Source organism: Pseudomonas sp. MF6747, assembly GCF_963890955.1.
GTDB lineage: Bacteria > Pseudomonadota > Gammaproteobacteria > Pseudomonadales > Pseudomonadaceae > Aquipseudomonas.
In genome coordinates, this window is sequence record NZ_CAWPSZ010000015.1 from 30,206 (window position 1) to 52,050 (window position 21,845).

Here is a 21,845-nt window from a genome sequence, read left to right on the forward strand (position 1 = left end):
CCGGAGCGGTCTATGGATTTCTGAGTATGCGTTGCAGTAGTTGGTCGCCTACTGCTTGTCTTCAGCAAGAACACCCAGCGAAACACACGCCGAGCCGACCACCATCTCGCCGTAGCAGAGAGGGACGGGGTTACCTTGGGTTACCGTGTTTTTGATACCGCTGAAGTTGTAGCTGGGCTGGTTATCGGCGGCTTCCGAGCTGTCGATGCCCGGGGCTGTGCCGGCGATCATTTGTGCTACGCCACCAAGGGCGAGCGAGATGCCTACTGAGCCGACAATCCCCCATGCAGCTGATCCGCCAAACACGGCGCCTGAGCCAGTGGCAGCCAAGCCGCCGGAGAAGTAGCTGGCAGCAACAATGATCGCTACCCCGATAATTGTTTGCAGCTTCCCGCCGTCCTTGCTGCCCTGTACGACTGGAGCAATACGGATCTCGTTGCCACTCGGCGGATCGCCCAGCTCGCTCTCACCTATATTTCGCTTACCATAAAAAACAGCAAATACGATGCCTTTATCCTTTGATTCGATCATGAACTGATTGAAGCCTTTATGAAGAACGCCCAGCGCTCGAACTGCTTCGCGGGCCGAATTAACTGCCAGGTGGTGTACGCATCCGAAACGCTTACCCAAAACGCCGTGGAGACGAATCGTGCGCAGTCGGTGGTGAGTTGGTTGCGCTACATGGAAGGAGTTCATGGCTTTTCCTCAGGTGTAAAAAAACCCGCCGTAGCGGGTTGATTTGTAAAATCTCATTGATTCATAGGCAGGCTTTAACGGGAGGTCTGAGTCTTTCGGATATCCAAGAATTACCAACGTGGTAGTACCTGACTATCGTTTTTCCTTTCGCTGAAACTACATCGGCGAAGTATTCATTGCCGTGTGCTGTCACCGTGTAACCACCCTCACGGCCAGGCTGAATACTCGCCGTATTCAATTCCCCAGCCAGTCGAATGTCTTGCCAAGCAAAAAGAACGCACTTTGCTACCGCCTCATCCTGTTTTTTTGACGAGTAAGTCTCAAAGGCACCTTCTTGACGCATCTCCGGCATGGTCGGGGTCGCGCAGCCAGCAAGCGCTATCAGTGCCAAAACACCTATGATTAATTTCATATCGTTCCCTCGTTGAGATATCGCGGGACTTTATCATCAACAAGAGGACAACACGAAAGCCCCGCATGGGCGGGGTTAATTTCGTGGCGGTAGTTAAATGTGATTCAGGATCACATTTCAAATCTAACGTCGGACGCCGCCAGCAACCACGGCCGGAATCCCGGACCGAAGCTGTTCGGCCAGCCTGGCCAACATCTCCTGCACCGACTCTTTCCAAAGGATCTGCTGCACCGGCTTTCCGTCGCTGTGTTTCTTGCCAGTGTCGGTGATGACCGCGAAGAGCTTGCCGTCGGGCGTAACTTCCCAGCGCTTCTTGCCTGGCTTGTAGATCACCTGATGCTGTAACCCGCACTCGGCGAGCAACTTGTTCATGCTCACCGCGCTCATGCTGAACTTCGCGCCAAGCTCGGTTGGGGTGAAGTTCATTTCCTGCGATTCGTTGACCAACCGCTTAACGCCGGCCATTTCCATCAGGTCCACGCCAATAGCTGACTTGACCATGCTGTTGGCGCTCAGCAGAGCCTGATTACCTTCAAGGCCAAAGCACTCGGCAATGCGCTTCGCCGCGTCAAGGCTGTCGGCGGCGATTGGCAACTGGCGCTCAATTGGGATCGTGGCGTCATTCGCTGGCATTTGATAGCTGCCAGTCCTGCGAATCGTCGGCAGAACGTCTTCGAAGACCCAGCGCTCAAACTGCTCAGCAGCGGGGAGCTGGCTATTTATGACGAGCCTCAGCATGTCCGGCTCTGCAAGAATTCGGGTGTCTTGCATGCGCCCAAGGCTGTCTGCGATGGGGTGGTATTTCACCACCCCACGGCAGTGCTGTTTCATTGCGCTGGTTTGATCCACATACCCAAGCGCGGAGCACAGATCGCGACCAACAAACCAAGACTCCCCGTGATCGTCAGTAACAACGCGAACACCGGCACCTTTAAAGCTGAACGGAACTACGCTACTCATGCTGTCTTCCTCACTTCAATCGACGCGGACACATTTGGATTGAAGCCGTCCAGCGGCATCAGGCTTTTCTCGCCGACCGAGTAGCGCTTGCCCTCGACCAGCATCAGCCAGTTTTCTTCGATCTTGCGGATCAGCTGACCGGAGCGGCCGACCAAGTTTGGCCGTTCCGGCGAGAGGATCAAGGCGCGACCGCCAGCTTTCAGAGTGAAGTTCATGCCGCGCTCCTCCGGGCAGCCTGGGAAAGGAATCGGCAGCGCAGATTTTCGGTCGCCAGCGCTACAAACTCGAACATTTCCGCCGTGGAGACGTACATATCCCGGTCCACAAGCATTGACTGCATGAACTGCTGTCGGGTCAAAACGAATGCACCCATTGGCACGGGCGTGACCTGCCGATTGCCGTGATGGTCGGCACTGACGAGATATCGCTCACACTCTCCAAGCTTGTCGGGGATATCAAAGGACTTGCCCTGCCCCTTCGGAATGAACTCACCTTCCAGAACGGCGTAGGCCGCGATGAAGTTCCGCGCAGCGTCAAGCTGGTCAGCGGGAATATCTGCTGCCGACCGAACGCCAAAAGCTGCATGAGTCTGCGACCAGATTTTCGCGGTGGCCCGGCGCTGAATTGGAACTGGCAGGCTCGACACCTTCCCCTTAACTACAGCACCCAGCATGTGAGATCCGTCGGTGCCGATGGTTTGGCCTACCAAAGTATTCATCTTGTGACTGGCATCTTCATACCGGCCATGCTTGCGGATCGCCGGAAGGACTTCAGCAGTGACCCATTTACGAAAGGCATGAGGCTTGCTGCCTTTCTTGACTGCGTCCCGACTGCGCAAAATCAAGGTATATAGGCCGGACTCATTGACGATATTGGCTTCGCCTTGACGACCTATGTTGAACATAGACCGTTCGTCATCATCCAGCGCCTGCATGGCTTGAGTGGTATTCACTACCTCCAGCACGCGGCAGACATCGGATGCTACGAACCATGGCTCGCCCTCGATAGTTACTGCGCGAACGCTGTGACCGCGAAAGTCGAAGGGGATGACATTGGATGCAGCTGTGCTAATATCGCCCATGACGATTTCTTCCTCGAAGTTGATCTCGTTAACCAAAGCCCCGTCGCCTGCCAGCGATGGGGTTTTTTTATGCCTGTTGTTTTTCATGGTCCTGTTCCTGCTCAAGGGATTTTCTCAGCCGGAATACAATTTCTCCGCTTAGGCTGCGGCCGTTTTCAGCGGCCCTCATCTCAAGTTTCTCTCGCATTTCGCACAGCATCCGTACAGCGGTAGTAATTTTCAGGGCTTTCATGACGACTCCTTGTTTGCGTTTTGTGAGTTTAGTGCTTTTTGTGACTTCGTCAAACAATTTTTGCTTTTTGTGCGTTTGCTGTACGCTTCTAGAGACATACAAGGGGGTCCACATGTCCACTGATTTTGCCAACCGGCTCATCTCACTCAGAGGTGAAAAAAATCTTACGCAACAGCAGCTTGCGGATGCCGTTGGCATTACTCCGTCGCAAATATCTCGTTATGAATCTGGGCAGGCAAAACCGAGACGAACCGTACTCTTTAAGCTGGCCACGGCACTCGGCGTAACTGTCGCAGAACTGAGTCCGGATCAGATCCTTCAAGTTGTGGTGGGAGAGCGTGAAACAAACGATCCGCCATTCAAGCTACGACAACGAATGTACGATGAGCTGGCGTCAATGGATGGAGAGGAAATCCAAAAAATAAGAGCGGATGCCGAGGAAGCTGGAGTTCCGTTTGAACAGTACATCACTGACAAAGCCGAGAAAAACTTCATCGAAATGACCAAGAAAGCCACGGAATCTGGCGACTTTGCTACGGCGGGATTTTACAACGTGTTCGCCCGCATCTTGTTTGGCACCAGAATGAAGCTTGTAGATCCCAATGAAGAGCCCGACACACACAAGTGACCCAAGCCCGGCCCGCCGGGCTTTTTCATGCCCGCCAGATGCAAAAAACCTAGCACGGGGCTAGGCGCTATACGCTTTCTCTTTTGCCTGCAGCGAGCGAAGTTGAGCGAACGCCCGAGCAATGAAATATGGAGTCACCGCACAGGCAAGGCCAATCACCGCAGCAACCACGCCCGCAGCGCGCCGGCGACATTAGCGAAAATATGGTAAGCCTCAGCCGGCACCGCCAAGTAGACGGACCCTACGATTGTGAGCGCGCCAGCAAGGAAAATTGCTCCCGAACCTTGCCCGAGGATTTTCGGAAGTGTCACTGCCTCGTGATATCTGATCTGCGCTAAGCAACTATCAATACGCGCCTCATTGAAGCTCAGCCCAGACCTGAAATTTACCTCATCCTGATTCGTAACCCTTTTGATTTCGTCAATTTGGTCTTGGAGGTGCTTCATGGGGTTGTTCGTGTCTACCCCCATAATGCTGCCCGTATACCTGAAAGCGCTAGATTCGCTCTTTTCGACTTGGGGGAGAAACGATTCGAACTCCACCTTTTCTGCGCGAACCGCCTTGCGCCCGCCGAGGTACGCCAAAACCATCGAGGTCCCGGCGGAGATAACCACTACCGCTAAGCCGAACTCTAGGAACCAGTTCTCCTTGGAGAGTCCGAGTCCAATCGACATTACAAGGATGAAGATAGGGGTAAGCGCTGATATGTATACCAAGTGATTTCTTCCATAAAGATGGTTTTAACATTATGAACACGGGTGCTGGGGGGTGCTTCACTCTACAACCTTGCCTGAACAAACGCCCAACAGCGATCACCCTGCCGCCTCATCTGAATCCTCGTATCTGAGATAAAGTCGCGCAGCGTCCCGCCAATAACCGCCGAAGATGTCGCGTTTTGAGTCTTTGCCGTAGAGGTGATGCAGGATGCATCCGGGTACCGGGTGGTGATTCGGCTCTGTCTGCAGCTTCCCATCAGCCAAGTAGATCCCGGCGTGGTTCGCCTTCTCAGCCCGAACTTGCATGATGATCAGATCCCCCTGACGAAGCTCGCCCGGGTTGATTTGACGAAAGCCTGTCGCCTCGTACTTCTCCATGTAGTGGTCTTCGGTGCCGTTCCACCAGCCATCCTCACGCTCGTAATCCGCAAGTTCAATTCCCAGCTCGCGTCGGTAGTAGTCGCGGACCAGTGTGTAGCAGTCGAGCACGCCGTGATGAAAAGAGCGCCCCAGCAGTGGCGCCTGGTAACCGGTGGGCAAATGGATCAGATGCGAGACCGGCTTGCCCTCGCGCACCTCTACGATCACCCAAGGCAACTCGGTAGCCTCAAGCGAAACTCGATCAGCACCACTCAGTCGGGCCGATTGCCCAGGGTGGCTATGTACAACGCATACAGGCTCACCCTGGTCTTCGGCGCCAGCCCAGCTTTCGGCGCTGATGCGAAAATCCTTTTCGGGATCTTCAGCAGAATTTTGAAGTGGCAGAAAACGTTTCTTTCCGCCGGTCAGCACCACGATGCCGCAACACTCCTTTGGGTTTTCCGCTTCGGCGTGAGCGTAGATGGCCTCGACTATGGATTTGCTGAGTTTCATGCAATGCCCCTCAGTTGCCTGCGCTGGGGTACGACCCATAGCGGAGTTGATTGTTCTCGCCAAAGCGGAGCTTGCAGCCCTTCAGCGTGAACGAGCACATGTCCTTGGCAGGATCATCGGTCGGCACGTCCTTGTCAGTGAAGTAGTTCAATCCGGTCCATGCGCAGTAGACGCCGCGGTAACCGCCGATGGAAGACCACTGGCAGCAGTTCGCAACGATTTGCCGGCCGGGCAGCTTGCGGTCGGTCGCGATCAATGGTGACTTCAGGACAAAGACCACGGCCTCGGCGTCGGCGGATTGTTTTTGGTCGATGACGTAGCTGTCGGAGGCAAAATATTCGTCCGGATCAGCTTCGGGGTTGCCGTCCGGGAAGTTCGCGGCATCCATGTAACGGCCAAGGGTTCGATGGCGGCGCAGCTTGGCGTCGACCAGGTCCTGATAGGTTGCGCATAGCGCCGTTATGAAGCCGGTCACGTTGCCCACAGTAAGCGAGGGGTTCGATTGCTGGCCCTCCCCCGTCATGCCCAGCCCTTCAATCTTGATTGGCCAAGGCGAGTATTCAATGCCCTGCCAGTAGATCGGCCCAATTTGCGTATACCCGTGGAAGCGGTAGATATCACCGCTCATAGGTGTCAGATCGAGCTCAAACAACTCGACGTACAGGCCGACCTCCAGCTTCTGGATGTCTTCGTAGATACTTTCAGCCATCACTGCACCTGGAAGGTTTGTTCAAACGTGGCGGTGAGCACCCAGGCGTTACCGCCTTGTGGTGTAGCGCCGTACGTGGCGCAGGTGAAATACAGCGGCCCATCGAGAGGCGTGACCCAAATGAAGGACCTGTAGCCCTGGTGAGCACGCAGAAAGGAAAGGATCGCGATGATCCTTTCCTTCGGCCCGGTAAAGGTCTGTGCCCAGGTCTGAGTTTCAGTGTTGAGCCCGTCGCCGGCAGTCTGCTTGTAGCCTCCGAAAGTGGCCGACCGCGTCCGCTGGGCGAACGTGACCGGGACCGACTTGTCTGGGCGAAACGTGAATGTGTCGGTCATTACCCCCTCCCTTGAATTGCCTTGCGGATGTTGCCCTGTGGGCTCAACGACTTGGCTTCAAGCTGCTTGAACTTCTGCTCAACAAACTTTCCGATTTCGGCGCCAAAGCTTTCGAGCCCGGACTGGTCACTCGACACATCCGTCTTGCCGTCGCTGGAAATGTTGATGTAGACCTGAGGTGCCCCGCCCGAGGCGCCAGGTGCGGAAACTCCAGGCCCGCCTCCAGTGGTCAGCGGCGTAACGCTCCCGCCGTTTGCCCCTGTCATCAGGTACGACTTGCCGCCCTCGCTGTACAGTTCCGGACCAAGCTCGTTAACACGATACAAAGAGTCTGGATCTACCGGCCCACCGGCCGCCCTGAACCCATCGATGTAAGTGCTGGAGTAGCCCGCTTGGGAGGCGCCAAGGTTAGATGACACCGCACCTGCTGACCCTGCCGCCAGCCCGTTGCCCGTTCCTGCAGCGGCGCCCCCACCGAAATAGCTGGCCGCCGCCCCGACTAGACTGCCCAGCAAAGCCGAACTGGCCTGCCGGGTCGCAATGCGCGCCATATCCGCCAGAATCGACTTGGCGAAGTCCGCGAACGACGCCTTGCCAGTCATGGCGAAGCTGACAATCGAGTCTTCCATGGAGCTGAAAGCGTTACCGAAGAGGCTCTTGGTCTGGCCAGCGATGTTCTTCGCCGAATCGAGATAGTTTTCCCATGCGGCGGTCGCACCCTTGGTCCAATCGCCCTGGGCGGCTTCCACGTCCGCGTAGTTCTGCCGGATTTGGTCGGTGGCCTTCTTGTTCGCGTCGGCAAGTGCCTGCGACTTACGACTGAACTCTTCCTTCGACATATTCCGCGACGGGTCAGACCGCTGGTTTTCCAATTCCAGCGATTGCTGGGCAAACCGATCTTGCTGGCTATTCAATTCACCGTTGAGCGCGTTCTGACGGTCTCCCTGGCCAACTCCCAGCACGGCGCGCTGCCCAGCCAGCTCCAGGGCTTTCTGTTGCTGCCCAAGTGCCTGGACATACTGATCAATCGCGTACTTCTGCTTATCAAGCCTCCCCTTCTCAGCCGTCGCCAAAACGTCAAGTTGGCCGTCGGCATCTTTCTGCGCCTTGACCATATTGGTGCGTGCATCAGCGATCTTCTGGTCCAGCTGAATGCTTTGAGCCGCGTTGGTCGACTTCTTGCCTTTGGCAGCCTCAAGGGCAGATATCTCTGCCTCATAAGCCGCGGTGACCTCCTCCTTTTCAGCCTTGATCAGAACTGCGCGCTGCGTGGCGTAAACATCCTGCGAAATCAGGCCTGCCTTTTGCGCGGCATCAAGTTGCTTTTGGGTGTTCGAATACGTCGCCTGTAGCTCTTTCAGGGCGTTTTGAGCGGTATTGAAGCCAGTAAGGTCTACGGAGCCGGCGGCTGCCTTGGGGTCCTTATACTTGTCATTGATGGCAGCTTTCTGCTGATCAATCTTCGTCTGAGACAGCCGGGAGTCATTAGGATTGGCTCGACGAATATCGTCGATTTCTTTCTGTAGGTCATCGAGCTCATCCTTGCGCTTATCCTTGTTCGAGCGAGCGCTCTTAGCCCTTGTGTCGAACTTTCTCTGGGCATCCTGGCCCTTGTCTTGAGTCTCCTGATAGAGCGCCTGGGCCTTGTTTATTGCGTCCTGGGTATCCCGCTGCTTGACTAGGAAGTCCAGCTCTAGCTTTGACTCAGCAAGCTTCTTTTTAGCGTCCTTATCATCTGGGTCGGCCTTGAGCGCGCTCTCTGCAAAGGCGACTTTCTGCGTTAGCTCGGTAATCCTTTTGGCCGGACCTTCGTCACGACCAATGTTCTTGATCGCATCCAGCGATTTTTTTGCCTCGTCGGTAATGCCTTTCCAGGCACGCTCGACGTAACCGAGGTTGTTGGTGATCTGCTTCGACCGATCCCGAACCGTATCGGCATAGGTGTCCGTCAGCAGCTTGGCCGCACCAATGGTGTCGCCCTGCTCCTTCAAGGCAACGATTTGAGAGTAAACGGATGCGGTTAGGAAGTGATATTGATCGTTCAGCTCCTTGGCAGCGGCCACTGGATCTTTCGCGATCTTGACGAACTCGGCGATGGTTGCATCGACCGACTTCCCTGTTGCCTCTTCCATCGAGAGTGCGGCAGAGGCAATCTCTTCAAAGCTACCGCCGGCTATCTTGCCCGTGCCGGCCAGGCTCGCCAGCGCAGATGCTGCCGCCCCAGTAGTGCCGACAGTCGCACCGATCTGCTTGGCCATGTCACTGAGTTGGCCGGCATTTGTTCCGGCGTAGTTCCCGGTCAGGATCAGTGAGTCATTGAACGCCTTGGTTTCAGCGCTGCCCTTGTAATAAGCGGCAGTTAAGCCTGCGAGCACAGTAGTTACGGCGGCAATTGGCCCAACGAGCGCCAAAAGGCTTAAAGCGCTTGAGCCGGCGCCCGCTCCGAGCTGTGCAATGGCGCGAACACCACTACCAATGTCGCCGGTCGAGAAAGCATTTCCGAGCTGAACAACATTTTCCTGCGCCTGGCGGGTGCCTAGCTTGAGCTTGTCGAACACGCCGCCAGACTTGCCAGCCTCGTCATTGAACCCCTTTTGCTTTATGCGAGCCGCTTCAATATCAGCCGAGTACGATTTGAAACCAGCATCGTCGATGTTCCCAGCCTTGCGATGCTTCGTCAGCTGCAACTGAAGATCATCTAGCTCTTGCAGCTTTTTTTGCACTGGGTTGATCTTGCCGAGCAGCTCTTGCAGCCCTTCGGCCTGAACGCCAGTTGCCGCCGCGGCCTTCTTGGTCGCCTCAGCCTGCCTATCAGTCGAGCCAACCAGTGCGTCGGATTCAGCCTGCAAGCGCCGCTGAAGCGCCGCCAGGCTGCTTACCGACGACCCCGATGACTCCATAGCGAACGCATTGGTATTTACGCTGGTGGTCAGGCGCTGGTAGTAATCACTCGACTCCAGGGAGGCCTTCGCCGTTGCCAGAAGGCGAGCTTTGGCCTCGTCGAGTGTCTCGGAGAGCTTGCGCTCAGAAGACGAAAGGTCAGAAGCGGAGGCGGACGCCTTGTCGAAACCTGCCGCAATACCCTCTGCCGCCTTTTCGGCCTTTTCGCCGGACTGCACGACTTTGTCGAGATCTGTGACGGCTTTCGCGGCGTCCGACGTATCGATCTTAATGCCGAGCGATGCGATATCCATTGAATCACCTTGAATAAGTGCCAGAAATTACTGGCTGCTGTCTCTCGCCTCCGCCATGACAGCGAGCGCCTCGGCCTCCATGACTTGAAGGTCGTGGAATATTTCCGGTATGGTTTTCCTCTTGATGCCGAGGTATTCGGCCACGTCCCGAATTGACGTGTAGTCGAGCCCTGTTGCGCCGCACGCCCCTGTACGCCATTGCGTGGCAAGGGCATTGAAGAGGCTGAAAGCCAGCCAGTTGTCCGACCAGACATCCACGTCCTGCTCAAGGTCTTCAGGGGATAAGCCGAACAGTCGCATCTGATCGGACGGCGCGCCCGGCTCGTATAGCGAGCGCGCCGCGGCAATTAGTTTCCCAAGCGAGCTGAGGAAAACGCCTTCTGGTATGCCTCGACAATGGCATCCCCTGCTCCGGCAGAGGTTTCTACCAAAGCACGGATTGACTCAGGGCTCAGCTTGTCGTCAAAGCCCCAGCCAGCGACCAGTTGGGCGACCTGCTCCACCTGACGCTCAATATGAGAATCAGTGATGTCGATCAGAGTCAGATCATCACCCTTGGCCTTGAGCCGCTCCTGATCTTCCTTTGCGCTCTCCTGCCACCCCGCGAACAGCGTGGCGAGCTCCTTGCGGTCGCGATACTTGAACTCGAAAGGCACCTTGATCGTGGCGCCGCCGACGCGCGGAATGTCCACGTCGGCTTTGAAGGTAGGGTTCTGGGCAATCTTGAACTTGGCCATTGTTTACGCCACCACGGTCAGGTAGCGGGTTGGCTCGGCCTGCAGCGCCAGGTTGACGGTGCGGGTCAGCAGGTTGTTGCGCGAGACAGCCGGCTGCTTTGAGAACGATGTATAGGCCCCGTAGAGCAGCGTGTCATTGCCCGGCAGGTTGAGGCGGGCTGCTTGCACCTGCTTGCCTGCGTCGGCAGCCATCAGCACAGCGTTGAATGGCTGGGCCGGATCATCGGCAATGGTTAGCACCATACTGGCGGCGGACTTGTCAGTTGGGATTTGTTTGCCTTGATCGTTCTCAAGGAACACCACATCCAGATAGTTCTGTTCGCCACCCGAGAAGGCCAAGTCGGTTACCTGAGGGATCTGTACCCATGTCAACACCTTCTTCATGGTTCCTGCGCCGTTACCGGCCGGGAAGATCTGCGTGTCAGTGGTATCGATCGCTTCCAGGGTGATAGCGGTGGCTGTGGCCGTTTTCACGCGCACCACTTTGTTGTCCAGCTTGCTCCAGCCGGAGCTGAGCAGAACGATATCGCCAGCGGCCAGGGTGCTGCCAACGACGGTGGCCACGGCCTCGGACGCGTTGGAGATGGCAGTGAAAGCCAGTACAGCGGCGTAGGTCGCGGCGTGCTGGAAGGTGCCGCCGTTGGGGATCTTGTAGCCCATGGGTTTTTCCTCTTTGCAGAAATGACAAAACCCGCTCAATGGCGGGTTCTGGGTTTGCCCAATGGGCGGATTAGAAGGTGTCAGCCCTGTACTGGAAGGACAGAGGCAGTGAACTGGTTGTATCGCCCTGGATTGCTCCAGCAGTCGCCATTGGCGAACGGATGAACACGGTGAATTCTGCTTTCGTGAGCGCCATGTTTTTTGGATAGAGCGCCGAGATCTCATCGGCAATCAGCCCGGCAGCCCCCCGCCCCTCACCAGCCTTCGTTACGACACTGATCTGCAGCACGCCGCGATACGAAGTGTGCTTGCCCTCAAGATCCTCGCTGTCAGTATTTCCCGGCAGGAGGAATATTTTCAGGTATGGAGCGTCATTGGTCGGCGGCGTGAACGCCACGTCTTCGTAGGCAATCGGCAGCGCAGGAACACGGGCCGACGCCCATGCTTTCAGGCGAGCCTCGAAAAGGCTTCGGATGATTCTGTCGCTCATTTCGATAGCTCCGAAAGGGCCTTATTGAGATAGGTTTGAGCCTCGGTGACGGAAACCTGCACCATGCCCGCCGGTGCCTGGCTCGACCAGCCTTCATACTCAAGACGCGGACCGTAAGGAAGGTTGTTCATCATCCAGATCGTGCCTACCTCAGTGGTGAATGTTTGCATCAGCGCAGCGCCGGCTGATTTACTGGCGCTACCATTTGGGTCAATCCGCTCGATGTTCCCGGTAATAGCCGCATCAAACGATACCTGCCAATTACCCCTGAAGCGGCCGCCGACATAGTCTTTGCCGGCTACCAGGTCCATGCCATCCCTGATCAGTCGCCCAGGCTTCATGCGACCATTCTTTGACAGGTTCTTTGGGTTGTTGCGCATTTCCGTGTTGAGGCGCTCTACTTCCGCGTTGTACTGCGTAGCCGTAGCGTTAATCGCCCATAGCTCTGGGTTCCCTACAGGGGATCGATCAACCACCGCAGACAGCAAATCAATAGATGTTTTCTGAATTACCTGCTCGACATTACCCTTCGCTCTCTCCACAAACGCCTTCAAGTCGAGTGAGAAGCTCATTTTCTGGCCTGCACACTGAAGCCGACAGCGATGCCGGCGTAGTCCCAAGGATCGACGTGCTGAACCGTGTAGGTGTCGCCATCGAAGGTGATCTTGTCCAGCGTCACCGGTTGGGGCGTGTCTGCGCCATCCAGCAGCACTGGAGAGATGAGGATCTTGACGTCCCCCTGCTTGATCAGCGAGCCGTCGATATCTTGCTGGCGATAGTTTTGGCGAAGCCCTGAGCCGTTGAATTGCTCCATGGTGACAGGACTGCCGCCAATCTCAGGGTCGTAATCACCGGTAGTGACCCGAACTAGGGATAGCTCCAACCCCTTGCCGCCTCTCGAGCGCGGCGCCAGCATCCGTGCAGCGCTCGCCTTTGCACGATCATAGATATCTGCCATCAGCTTCGTACCAGGTTGACCTGACTTGAGGATTCCAGCAGGCCGGAGAACTGGGCATACGACTGCCGAGTTGCTGCTGGCTTGCTCACCGACTTGGTGGCAACTGCAAACGTGGTGCTGATCGGCCCAACAGTTTCGGAAACAACGGCTCCCGTTTTGGTTTCGGGAGCGATCAAGTCATCGGCATGGATCTCGGTGGCCAATGCCATTTGGCCGGCCTTGATCTGTGGCGGGATCTCGTCGAAGCGCAACACCCAGCCCTGACGCTTGACCTCGGCCCTGGGCCAAGCCAGCGCCTGGTCACGGCTCACAGCCTTACCCTTCCATGGCATCGCATCCATTTGCAGGGCGGCGCGGCGTAGCAGGGATTCCTGCGCCACCTCATCAGCGGGGATTGTTTTGCCGAAGTTCGTGGCATAGGTGACCAGTTCGGCGGCCGTTGCGAAGCTATCGGCGCCTGGCACCACCTTGCCGTTCTCGATCACCAGAGCCATATCAGACCTCTTTCCAGCCGAGTCGCTTGTGGTCGTCCAGGCAGGAGGGATGAACGTGCAGTTCTTCGCCGCCGTGCTCAACCTTCACCAGGCCGGTGTAGTCCGGTTCATCGTCCTCCACGATAGGCTTGCTTTGCGATTTAGCCGCCGCTGCCTCATCCGCAAGACGCTGAGCATCTGCCGCAGCCAAATCAATCGCATCCTGTGCGCTTTTGCTCCAGTCGGCACGCTCTTGCTCACCCAGGGCCTCAAAGGCTTCCGCGCTCAAACCACTGAGTTCGATAGCCTTGGCCAGCAGCGCCTTTGCCGCCTTCTGTTCTTTCGTCAGTCCAGCCATTGTCATTCTCCAGAAACAACGCAGGGGCCGAAGCCCCTGGTTGTCGTTGTGGTTGAGTTAGCCGAGCAGCAGGCTGATGTGCTCATCCTTGATCGCGCGGCAGCCCCAGGCCAGACGCACGTGATAGGCCGTTTGCAGGAACTGGCGGTAGACCGCGATCTCGAACGACAGACCGGTCAGCGGGTCGGTGATGGTGATCACGTCGTCCGCCGAGTCACCGCCCTCAGGCATTGCCGGGGCACGGGTAGCCAGTACGATCGCCGAGCGGGCAAACGCCACGTTGGCAGTGTACGAGTTACCCAGGGTCAGGGCGTTGCCGGTCGGGATGATAATCTGCGAGCCGGGTTTGTTGAGGGTGATGGTGCCCGGGGCCGCAACACCAGCGCCAACGACGTATTTGTTGTCACCGTCAGCCGCGAAGGTCGCGATGTCGCCAGCCAGAACAGTACCGGTGCCGGTCGCCAGAGCGATGTTGGTCGCGCCGATCGCGGTGGAGCCATTGGTGACGTACGCAGCACCGGTGCCTTTGACGTGTCGGCCCACCTGGTGGGAGTGACGAATCGCCATGTTCATGATGCGGTCGGTCATACCGTTGCGCAGCATGTCGCTGGAGCCCGCCTCGTTGACCTTGAACAGGCCAGACTGCTTGCCACGCATGTTGCCGATGGCCGAGTGACCCAAAACCAGCTGCAGGTCATTCGTTGGTGCGCCATTCTGTTCCAGCACACCCAGGACGCCTGCGAAGTCGGACAGGTCCGCCGCGGTACCGAATGGGGTGGTGCCGGCGGTGCCGAAGGCGCGGGAAGCGTTCCGATAAGCCTCAAACCACAAGTCCTTCTCGATCTCGTTCACCAGTGTCCGCATGGCTTGGTAGAAACGATCGGCCTGGATGGTCGAGAAGGTGCCAGCATTCTGCAGGCCCCGGGTCTGCTCGCCGTTCCAACGAACCGGAACGTGCTTGCTTTTGGTGATGGCTACGGCGACGCTGTCGACTGCGGTATCACCAGTGTCTGGAGCGGTTACGCCGGGGATGTTGTCAGCAGCAGCTTCTGCGCTGGTGATCGGGACGAGTACGTCCTGACCGATAGCAGCCCGTGCAACGGACGAGTCGCGGGATACCGCAGGAATGAAGCCGGTCAGCTCTCGCGAGATAACATCCAGCGCTTCGTACAGGTCCGGCACCAGGCCGTTAAGGGTGTTCGCCATTTTGGCTTTCTCCACAAAAAAGCCCGCTCAGTGGCGGGCATTGATTACTTGCCGGGCAACACCCGGCGGCTTTGGTCAGTCAGTTACCAAGCCGCCATTGCGTGCGTGATCAGCCTTTGCGGCAGGATCAAGCGCATCAAATGCGGCTCGCGGAAGGGTCTTCTTGTCACCCCCCTTACCACCATTGTTCGGAGCGCCGCCGCCATTGGCACCGGAACCCTTGAGAATGTTGTCGCGGTACGGGTAGCGCTCGACCAGGGCCTCCAGCGCCTCGTCGAAGTCAGCCAGTTCGCCAGGACGGGCGCGGCTGTAGATCTTGTTACCATCGTCGCCATAAGCCACGACCTTGCCTTCTTCGACTTTAAAAGCCTTGCCGAAGGTGTTCTGTAGCATGTCGGGCGGAACGGCGATTTTGTCGGTGACGAACTTAGAGCGGCCAAAGGCGCCGCCGATCTTCTCCTGGTAGAGAATGCCGGTGGTGGTGTCGCGCTCCGCGGTGACAGTTTTGATCTGCTCAGCGAGAGTAGTCACCTGGGCCTTGAACTTCTCTTCGGTTGCGGCGATGGCTGCTTGCTTGATCTCGTCAACCTTCCCAGCCTGGACGAGCTGCCCAGCGTCAAGGTTGGCGACAGTTGCCAGTGCTGCGCGGGCCTTTTCAGGATCCTCGATGCCCTCGAATGCCTTGGCGCGAGCCTCTGCGGTTTCTTTGGCTTCGCGGTGCCCTTTGGCTTCGGCGTTCAGCGCGGTGATTTTGGATACAGCCGACGGCGCGTCAAACGCCACGTCCTTACCATCCTCATGCGTGTAGACCGGCTTGCCATCCTGCACAACCACATGGCCTTGCTCGTCGAGTTTCAGTTTCATCGGTTCATCTCCGGGCATCCGCCCATCTTGTGGGCCATCCGGCCCGGTGCGGCGCTATCCATCCGGAATTGCGCCCATAAAAAAGCCCCGGCGGATGCCAGGGCTTGGTGCTCAAAATTAACTTAAAGGTCTGCTACCGGATCCTTGTCAAACACAACAACGAAAAACTGCTCTGGAAGCTTTTGCGGATCAGAAATCCGATGCGCGGATTTAACCTTCGCAACGCCGCTTTCGATGTCATCAGCAAGCCTTCTCAGCATTGTTACCGCGTGAGGAGTCACATCAATCTCGAGAGTGGTACTGTCTTTCACTAATCGCATGTTTTATCGCCATAAATAAGGGATTGGATGTGCCCCATATCTTTACACTTTCCGTCTTCGACATCAAAAGGCCATTAATAGCTACAGCACTACCCTTTCTCCCTTGAGCAAGCACCCAACACAAATCAGCGCCTTGGTCCCGCCAGTCGGCCTACCATTCTTCATCAGTACGGCAATCTTCGTTTCGATCACCTCACGCCCGCCGCAGCGATGGCACTGGACCATCGTTGCGGGCTTTGGCATAGCGCGAACACGCTTGCGCACCTGCTCCGCCGCAGTGTCCGGGGCTGGCGTACCTTGGATGAGGTGAAGCTTCGGCTTGTCGGTCATGCTGCAATCTTAGCGAATGCCTGCGCATCCTGCTGCTTGATCTGATCCAGAGTCAGCCATTCACCTGTAGGCGAGTAAAAGTCCTCGAGGCTTTTGCCATCCCTGTAGAGCTGATAGCGCACTGGGCCAAGCACCTGAACCTTGCGGGCGTCCGACTGACGCTCAAGCCAGTTGCTGTAGTTCGTATCCGCCGGCACCTGGCCATCCATGCTTGCACGCTGACCTGGCGTCATCTCGTCAATGGGGATGCCAAGCTCTCTCCATGACTTGGTCCGCGGCGTCGAAGTGCTTCGGCAACAGAAGTGAATCCGCCCAGGACCTTGTAGCCAAGGTATCTTGTGTCCAATCGGCTTGTGCGTACCCACCTCATACGGACGCTTGTCTCGGATGATGCAGTCATTGGATGTCTTCGTATCCAGCGTACTGAGCCAGTCCTCCGCCTTGAGGATTTCCTTGTTTGCCACGTTGAATTGTTCGCGGGCAGCGGCCGCCGTGTGGCTGATCGCAGTCTGGACGACCGCAGCCAAGTCCTTTCGTGGTCTCTCAAGAAAACCATCGGCATAGCCTGCAGCTCGGGTGCCGCGAATACTCCGGATGATCTGGTCGGTTGTTTTCCCTTCCAGATAGCCAGACCGAATCGCGTTACGAACCTTGACCATGCGTTCAGCACCGACCTGTTTGCCCCAGCCGCTCAGCAGACGTCCTTGAAATGGCCGGGACATTGCCGCCGCGTAGGCTTGCTCAGCGCCGATGCTGACGAGCGGGAAGCGTACAAGGACCGGTTCCGGAATCGCCTTCCGAAACAGCGTCTGCTGCCAGTTGGATTCGTAGCCTGCAAGCTCCTGTAAGTCAGCCTCAAGCGCTGTGAATACTTGATCATAGGCTTGGGCATTGACCGCCCTCACCTCATCCAACAACAACTCCAGACGTTCGACGGTGAACGATTCGGCAGGCATCCGCTCAAGCGCTTCAGTCAGCGCTGCCGACAGGCTGGCATCTGACCGATTGAGCAAAGCGATGATGCGCCGCACCACGCCGAGCTTGTACTTCTCCAACGACACCGCATGAGCAATGTGCTCATCTTCAATGATCTGGTTGACCGTTGCCATTTAGAGAGCTCCGAGCGCTGGCCCCTGGTCGGCGATCTTCTGCTTCTCGACCGCCCACTCAATGTCATCCGAGACCACGCCGCGGCGCTTGTACTCATTGAACAGGGTTTCGTCAGAGAGCCGACCTTGGGTTGCCATATTGAGTAGCAGTGGTAGCGTCGTTTCCGGCGCGAAGTCCACGTCGAAGTTGCCATTCACCTTCACGTGTCCACCCTCCTTCTCGCCTTTCCAGAGCGCGAAATACTGGAGCACCTGGTCAAGCGTGTCCTCAAGTTGCCCGGCCATAGTTTGCAGCGGGCTCATTTCCTGAGCAGCTTCTTCCTCGGCCTGTGTCGCAGTCTTCGTGGATTGTTTGTCCTTCTGGAGCAGCTTAGCGCCAGCGATACGCATCTGGTCTTCAAGATCTTCCAACGACTTGCGTCCGGCCTCAATGGCGGAGCCAGTATGCTCCACCCACTTCATGTCGCCGCCGGTAGGCAGCTTGGTAGCGGAGCTAGTCCCGACCTTGAGCTCGAAAGCGTCGTCGTCAATACCGGAGATCATCAGCATCGGCACCCGAGCGACGTGCAGGATGTTGTCCTGATCGCTTTGGGACTGCCAGTGCTTCTTGTTGAGGTGAGCCAGTTCAAGCAGCGGCGGCATTGCAGTCATGAAGCCTGTGCGCTTGGTATAGAAAGTAGCCAGAGGGATGACCGGGAGCGTATTCGTTCCCTCATCAGTCTTGGTCCACTCCTTCTTGCCGTTGGTGTCCTCAGTCTTGCGGTACACCCTCCAGCCGCCAGGAATCAGCACCCTGATCTGAGGTGTGATGGTTACGCCAAAATCACCAGTGCGCTCCTCGACAGCCTCTGCATACCAGAACTGAGACAACGAGCATTCGCCACCCTTCTCTTCGGTAAGCCACCCAATAACCTGTTGAGGATGAATCATCACCGCGTACGGGCGCACACCTGCGGCCTTCTCGTCAGCTGCTGTTCGTACAACAGAGTTGCCTTGCTCATCCTTCGTCTTCGGATAATCAGCCAACACATGGCATAGACCATGGGAAAGCCCGACAGTGAACAACTGCTGAGCCCAGACCTGCAGGTTGTTTCCCTGGCGGTCGAAGTTCTGCACGTAGGCCTTGATCGACTCAGGCACATCGTCTCCGAGCGCGATATTTTCTGCGAACACCCTGCCCTTCATGTTCTGGACGGTCTCGCTGAACGCAGGCAGTAACGTGGAGAGCGACAGACGCTCCTTATAGGCGTCGTCGTCCTCCTTTGGCCACTTCGGCAGGTAGAGCTTGCCAGCCAGCTGCATCGCCTTCGTTCCACCCATCAGCGCATCAACAAGAGCCCAGTCTTCGCGCATGGCGTCTACTGCCGGTAGCGTTTTGCTTGGGTCATTGCTCATGGGGTCACATTCTCAGAGATTCAGTGGATGCAGCGCGTTTGATGCACGGCCACTCAACGTCGATGCAATAGCCGATCGCCGTGGTGATGTGCTGGTAGTCGTTTTTCTGGTCTTCCTGGAAGGTCGAACCCATCTGAAGCTGGACCGTACTCAAGCCCTTGTGGCACCAGGGCGCGGTAACTGGGTTGATGAACAGGCTTGTTTCGCCTGACGCGGTCAGGATCTTCGCCCGTACGGCGTTCTGCCGGTCCTTGATGGATGGGTGCGCCGGCTTGACCTTGCGCGTGTACGTCCAGCCATTGGCCTTCAGCACGCCCTCGATGTCGGTGTAGTCGGATGCGTGACCGTGCTTCTCGCCTGCCTTGCCGGCGGGGTCGCCGTAGATCAGGACGTGCTTGTTCTGGTGATCCTTGAACTTGTCAACGAACTCTATGGCGGCCTGTTTGGATACAGCGCTGATCAGGACAATCTCGTCCAGCAGGTACAGGTCTTTGCCATTGTTGCGCCTGACACCAACCGCCGATGACAGAGGCGTGAAGTTCTGGTCGTGCATCCACATCAGCTGCTCATGAGGCTCAATGGTTGCATCTGTGGTGTTCGCCTTGCTGTAGTCCTCGTAGATCCGGCCAGACGCCGTTTCGAACGATGCTTCAAATTCCTGCTTGAACTGCTTGGCCGACATAGCCCGCTTCATTGCGTCCATTACGTCAGCCGGCAGAATCTCGGCCGATTTCCAATGGAACACCCGGAAGTTTGGGTCATTGCCTGATTCGGCCTGCATGCACAGGTCGTAGTAGTGGTTCAAGCCGTCAGGTACGCCGAGCAGCCAGCACCAGGCCCGGTAATCCGGCATGGTCGGGTTGACGGTGTTCAGCGCCGGGAGAATGTTTGCCTCCCAGGCGTCCGGCTTAATGTCGGCGAATTCGTCGATGCCGCCGCCCGTCCACGGGATACCTTCGATCCGCTGTGGCTTGTCCAGGCCGATGACGTGGATCTCGCTGCCGTTGTCCAGATAGATGATCAGGTCCGACTCGGACGGCCGGCGACTGTGCATGCAGCTGAGCGTGAAAGCCTTGAGGTCATCCCAAAAGATCTTCTTGGCCTGGGCGTGCGTTGGTGCGGCGGCGAAGTACATTCCGGTGTACGCCGATGCCTGCTTCACCACGAAGCGCTTGAAACGCTCAGTCTTGCCGCTACGACGACCAGCAGGCACCAACGGGAAGCGAATGCCTTCAGACACAGCGGCCACCAAGGCGAGTTGCACCGGGTGATCCTTGAGCGGGTACCAACGAGACAACTGACGGCCCAGCATCAGGTTGCCAGTGTTAGCGATCATGACGGCAGCCTCGCGATCAAATCGGCCAGCAGCTGGGCATTGGAGTTGTCACCGCCCTTCTCTATCAGCTTGAGCTCGGCCTTACGCTTCTCGATCTCAAGACGTTTGATTTCTTCATCTAGCGACTTGTCAGGCTCAACGCGGCGATTGACGTATACGTCGCCGGTCTCTTTGGCGGCCTGCTCATAAAGCTGGGCAGTCAGCGCCAGGTTACGCATGGTTTCGGCCTTCTCGGCAAGTCGTCCTAGGCCGCGGAGCCGGTACGCGCGATTGGCAATGGGTATATCCGTCGTTTCTTCGCGGAATCGCTTTCGCGCAGCATGAAATAGGTCCACCCAGGTCTTGCCGAGCTTCTGCCCGGCAAACTTTGTCGGATCGTGCGTTTCGCATTGCTGGCGGGTGATCTCAATCCCGAACTCTGTCTTGACCGCTGCTACCACCTGGGATGGCGTATCGAAGCAGGCCAGAGCCTGAACGATAAAGGCTTTGACCTCGCTTCGTAGTACTGCCATAGGGTTGTCATCCGTCAATACCTGTCATGGAATCAGGCCGACTTGAGCAGACAGGTTCCGCAGGCCCTCGCAATGTTCAATTTCCCCACCTCAGCAGGACTGTTTGCAGCATCCACCAACGCTTGAACGTCACGGCTTGCACCGTAGCGGCGAACCACACCGACGAACTCTTCGACGTCGTGGCCCTGCAGCTTGATCTTCGGTGCACCTTCTTGGGTGAATGCTGGTTGACCGTACTTGTCGGTCGCGTGAGCCAGGTGGTACAGCTCATGTTCGATCAGGGCGCAGAACTCAAGGTCGCTGCACTGCGCGCAGTAATCAGCAGCCAACGTGATGATGAAGGCCGGCACATCACCGAACCAATCACGCATCTGTTGTTCCATCCGGGCTTTCTGCCAACCTCCGGCGCGGAACGCTACCTGTTCGGCCTGGCCAAGTACTGTGCGACCCTGCTTCTCGAAGCTCGACGACGCCCACATAATCCGGATATCTGCATCCTGTAAGTGGGCATGGTCTTCGTTGTGAATGCTGCCAGTGTCGGCGAGGACCTCGACTTGGAGCCACTCCCAAACATCAGGGGCGGGAGTCAGTCGGATGCCAAAGTCTGAAAGCTCGGACAGCTCAAGCAGCGACGATGGAGGGTATGGCCTATCCACAGTTCACCCTGAGCTTGTATTAGTGGCTGGTTATCGGTATTGGTTGGAGTCATTTGGCGCAAGGAGCGGAACAGTGATCACGATTCGAGAGGCAACGATTGAAGACCTTCAAGCGCTCCAAGACATCGGCATAGCGACCTACAAAGAGCACTTTTCTGATATCTGGACCGCGGAAGGAATAGAGAACTTCCTAAGCGAGGACTTTTCAGTTTCTGAACTGCAGAAATCTATCGGATCACCTATCAATCATTGCTGGTTCATTGCGCTTAACGAGGAAGACCAGGCCGTAGGTTTTTCGAAGGTCAACTGGTCTAAACCAATCCCAATGTCTGATCAGGTTGGCGCCGAACTCCAAAAAATTTACTTCCTCAAATCTCAGGCTGGCAAGGGCCATGGGAAGCAGCTTCTCCAGTTCATTCACGACTCGGCGCAGAACCGCAATGAAGGCTTCATATGGCTGGACGTACTGAAGAGCAACTCAAACGCGCAGCGCTTCTACGAGAGCTTCGGATTCAGGGCGCTGGGCGAAATCCCCTTCAGTACCGACATAGCCGAAATCGGGATGGTCGTTATGTGCCGTAAGCTTTCCCGGTAGGCACGTTCGA

At 56.9% G+C, this 21,845-nt stretch carries 29 protein-coding genes; 2 read left to right on the top strand and 27 right to left on the bottom strand.

The annotated features are described in order from the left end of the window. Positions 1-48: 48 nt before the first annotated feature. The 6 genes from AACW30_RS16110 to AACW30_RS16135 form a co-directional block, all read right to left on the bottom strand. Complete coding sequence (locus AACW30_RS16110) at positions 49-696, bottom strand: tail assembly protein (protein WP_200625298.1); 648 nt, start codon at positions 694-696, stop codon at positions 49-51. A 61-nt stretch (positions 697-757) separates the two neighbouring features. Next, positions 758-1,108, bottom strand: a complete 351-nt coding sequence (locus tag AACW30_RS16115; RefSeq protein WP_200625299.1) for a hypothetical protein — start codon at positions 1,106-1,108, stop codon at positions 758-760. Between the two features lie 123 nt (positions 1,109-1,231). Beyond that, a complete protein-coding gene (locus AACW30_RS16120) occupies positions 1,232-2,068 on the bottom strand; it encodes a BRO-N domain-containing protein (protein ID WP_200625300.1) in 837 nt (278 codons plus the stop codon). Beyond that, complete coding sequence (locus AACW30_RS16125; RefSeq protein ID WP_200625301.1) at positions 2,065-2,283, bottom strand: hypothetical protein; 219 nt, start codon at positions 2,281-2,283, stop codon at positions 2,065-2,067. Before AACW30_RS16125 ends, AACW30_RS16120 begins: the two co-directional genes overlap by 4 nt. Next, the gene (locus tag AACW30_RS16130; RefSeq protein WP_325167594.1) at positions 2,280-3,236 is read right to left on the bottom strand and encodes a BRO-N domain-containing protein; all 957 of its coding nucleotides are present in this window, start codon (positions 3,234-3,236) and stop codon (positions 2,280-2,282) included. Before AACW30_RS16130 ends, AACW30_RS16125 begins: the two co-directional genes overlap by 4 nt. Then, positions 3,217-3,381: an Arc family DNA-binding protein gene (locus AACW30_RS16135; RefSeq protein WP_122722362.1), complete on the bottom strand. Its 165-nt coding sequence runs from the start codon at positions 3,379-3,381 to the stop codon at positions 3,217-3,219. The genes AACW30_RS16130 and AACW30_RS16135 overlap by 20 nt, the downstream gene beginning before the upstream one ends. 112 nt (positions 3,382-3,493) lie before the next feature. Here AACW30_RS16135 and AACW30_RS16140 point away from each other — a divergent pair, with 112 nt between their 5' ends. Beyond that, positions 3,494-4,009 carry a helix-turn-helix domain-containing protein gene (locus tag AACW30_RS16140; protein ID WP_234452716.1) on the top strand — a complete coding sequence of 172 codons (516 nt, stop codon included), beginning with the start codon at positions 3,494-3,496 and terminating at the stop codon, positions 4,007-4,009. Positions 4,010-4,164: 155 nt separating this feature from the next. Here AACW30_RS16140 and AACW30_RS16145 read toward each other — a convergent pair whose 3' ends face one another. From AACW30_RS16145 to AACW30_RS16245, 21 genes are all read right to left on the bottom strand, one after another. Next, positions 4,165-4,725 (bottom strand): hypothetical protein, encoded by a 561-nt coding sequence (locus tag AACW30_RS16145; protein WP_200625302.1) that lies wholly within the window; start codon positions 4,723-4,725, stop codon positions 4,165-4,167. Between the two features lie 96 nt (positions 4,726-4,821). Beyond that, entirely contained in the window at positions 4,822-5,598 is a 777-nt protein-coding gene (locus tag AACW30_RS16150; protein ID WP_200625303.1) for a C40 family peptidase, read from the bottom strand. A gap of 10 nt (positions 5,599-5,608) precedes the next feature. Beyond that, positions 5,609-6,307 carry a phage minor tail protein L gene (locus AACW30_RS16155; protein ID WP_200625304.1) on the bottom strand — a complete coding sequence of 233 codons (699 nt, stop codon included), beginning with the start codon at positions 6,305-6,307 and terminating at the stop codon, positions 5,609-5,611. Beyond that, positions 6,307-6,642, bottom strand: a complete 336-nt coding sequence (locus tag AACW30_RS16160) for a phage tail protein (RefSeq protein ID WP_200625305.1) — start codon at positions 6,640-6,642, stop codon at positions 6,307-6,309. Before AACW30_RS16160 ends, AACW30_RS16155 begins: the two co-directional genes overlap by 1 nt. Continuing rightward, positions 6,642-9,836: a phage tail tape measure protein gene (locus tag AACW30_RS16165; RefSeq protein ID WP_200625306.1), complete on the bottom strand. Its 3,195-nt coding sequence runs from the start codon at positions 9,834-9,836 to the stop codon at positions 6,642-6,644. The genes AACW30_RS16160 and AACW30_RS16165 overlap by 1 nt, the downstream gene beginning before the upstream one ends. 27 nt (positions 9,837-9,863) lie before the next feature. Continuing rightward, positions 9,864-10,136 (bottom strand): DUF1799 domain-containing protein, encoded by a 273-nt coding sequence (locus tag AACW30_RS16170; protein WP_200625307.1) that lies wholly within the window; start codon positions 10,134-10,136, stop codon positions 9,864-9,866. A 47-nt stretch (positions 10,137-10,183) separates the two neighbouring features. After that, positions 10,184-10,573 (bottom strand): phage tail assembly chaperone, encoded by a 390-nt coding sequence (locus tag AACW30_RS16175; RefSeq protein ID WP_200625308.1) that lies wholly within the window; start codon positions 10,571-10,573, stop codon positions 10,184-10,186. A gap of 3 nt (positions 10,574-10,576) precedes the next feature. Further along, the gene (locus AACW30_RS16180; protein WP_200625309.1) at positions 10,577-11,233 is read right to left on the bottom strand and encodes a phage tail protein; all 657 of its coding nucleotides are present in this window, start codon (positions 11,231-11,233) and stop codon (positions 10,577-10,579) included. Positions 11,234-11,303: 70 nt separating this feature from the next. Then, entirely contained in the window at positions 11,304-11,723 is a 420-nt protein-coding gene (locus AACW30_RS16185; protein ID WP_200625310.1) for a phage tail terminator-like protein, read from the bottom strand. Beyond that, entirely contained in the window at positions 11,720-12,295 is a 576-nt protein-coding gene (locus tag AACW30_RS16190; RefSeq protein WP_200625311.1) for a hypothetical protein, read from the bottom strand. Before AACW30_RS16190 ends, AACW30_RS16185 begins: the two co-directional genes overlap by 4 nt. Then, complete coding sequence (locus AACW30_RS16195; RefSeq protein WP_200625312.1) at positions 12,292-12,681, bottom strand: hypothetical protein; 390 nt, start codon at positions 12,679-12,681, stop codon at positions 12,292-12,294. Before AACW30_RS16195 ends, AACW30_RS16190 begins: the two co-directional genes overlap by 4 nt. Continuing rightward, a complete protein-coding gene (locus tag AACW30_RS16200; protein ID WP_200625313.1) occupies positions 12,681-13,175 on the bottom strand; it encodes a DnaT-like ssDNA-binding protein in 495 nt (164 codons plus the stop codon). Before AACW30_RS16200 ends, AACW30_RS16195 begins: the two co-directional genes overlap by 1 nt. Position 13,176: 1 nt before the next feature. After that, entirely contained in the window at positions 13,177-13,512 is a 336-nt protein-coding gene (locus AACW30_RS16205; protein ID WP_200625314.1) for a hypothetical protein, read from the bottom strand. 57 nt (positions 13,513-13,569) lie between these two features. After that, positions 13,570-14,718 (bottom strand): P22 phage major capsid protein family protein, encoded by a 1,149-nt coding sequence (locus tag AACW30_RS16210; RefSeq protein WP_200625315.1) that lies wholly within the window; start codon positions 14,716-14,718, stop codon positions 13,570-13,572. A gap of 75 nt (positions 14,719-14,793) precedes the next feature. Continuing rightward, entirely contained in the window at positions 14,794-15,582 is a 789-nt protein-coding gene (locus AACW30_RS16215; protein ID WP_116078715.1) for a DUF6651 domain-containing protein, read from the bottom strand. 122 nt (positions 15,583-15,704) lie between these two features. Next, on the bottom strand, positions 15,705-15,902 hold the full coding sequence (locus AACW30_RS16220) for a hypothetical protein (protein ID WP_200625316.1): 198 nt from the start codon (positions 15,900-15,902) through the stop codon (positions 15,705-15,707). Positions 15,903-16,228: 326 nt separating this feature from the next. Then, a complete protein-coding gene (locus tag AACW30_RS16225; RefSeq protein WP_200625317.1) occupies positions 16,229-17,341 on the bottom strand; it encodes a hypothetical protein in 1,113 nt (370 codons plus the stop codon). Continuing rightward, positions 17,342-18,736, bottom strand: a complete 1,395-nt coding sequence (locus tag AACW30_RS16230; protein WP_200625318.1) for a DUF4055 domain-containing protein — start codon at positions 18,734-18,736, stop codon at positions 17,342-17,344. 4 nt (positions 18,737-18,740) lie between these two features. Beyond that, positions 18,741-20,072, bottom strand: a complete 1,332-nt coding sequence (locus AACW30_RS16235; RefSeq protein ID WP_200625319.1) for a terminase large subunit domain-containing protein — start codon at positions 20,070-20,072, stop codon at positions 18,741-18,743. Then, the gene (locus AACW30_RS16240) at positions 20,069-20,584 is read right to left on the bottom strand and encodes a DUF2280 domain-containing protein (protein WP_234452717.1); all 516 of its coding nucleotides are present in this window, start codon (positions 20,582-20,584) and stop codon (positions 20,069-20,071) included. Before AACW30_RS16240 ends, AACW30_RS16235 begins: the two co-directional genes overlap by 4 nt. A 32-nt stretch (positions 20,585-20,616) precedes the next feature. Beyond that, positions 20,617-21,240 carry a putative metallopeptidase gene (locus tag AACW30_RS16245; RefSeq protein ID WP_200625320.1) on the bottom strand — a complete coding sequence of 208 codons (624 nt, stop codon included), beginning with the start codon at positions 21,238-21,240 and terminating at the stop codon, positions 20,617-20,619. Between the two features lie 73 nt (positions 21,241-21,313). Between AACW30_RS16245 and AACW30_RS16250 the strand changes: the two genes are divergently transcribed. Then, entirely contained in the window at positions 21,314-21,835 is a 522-nt protein-coding gene (locus AACW30_RS16250) for a GNAT family N-acetyltransferase (protein ID WP_200625321.1), read from the top strand. The last annotated feature ends 10 nt before the right edge of the window (positions 21,836-21,845 follow it).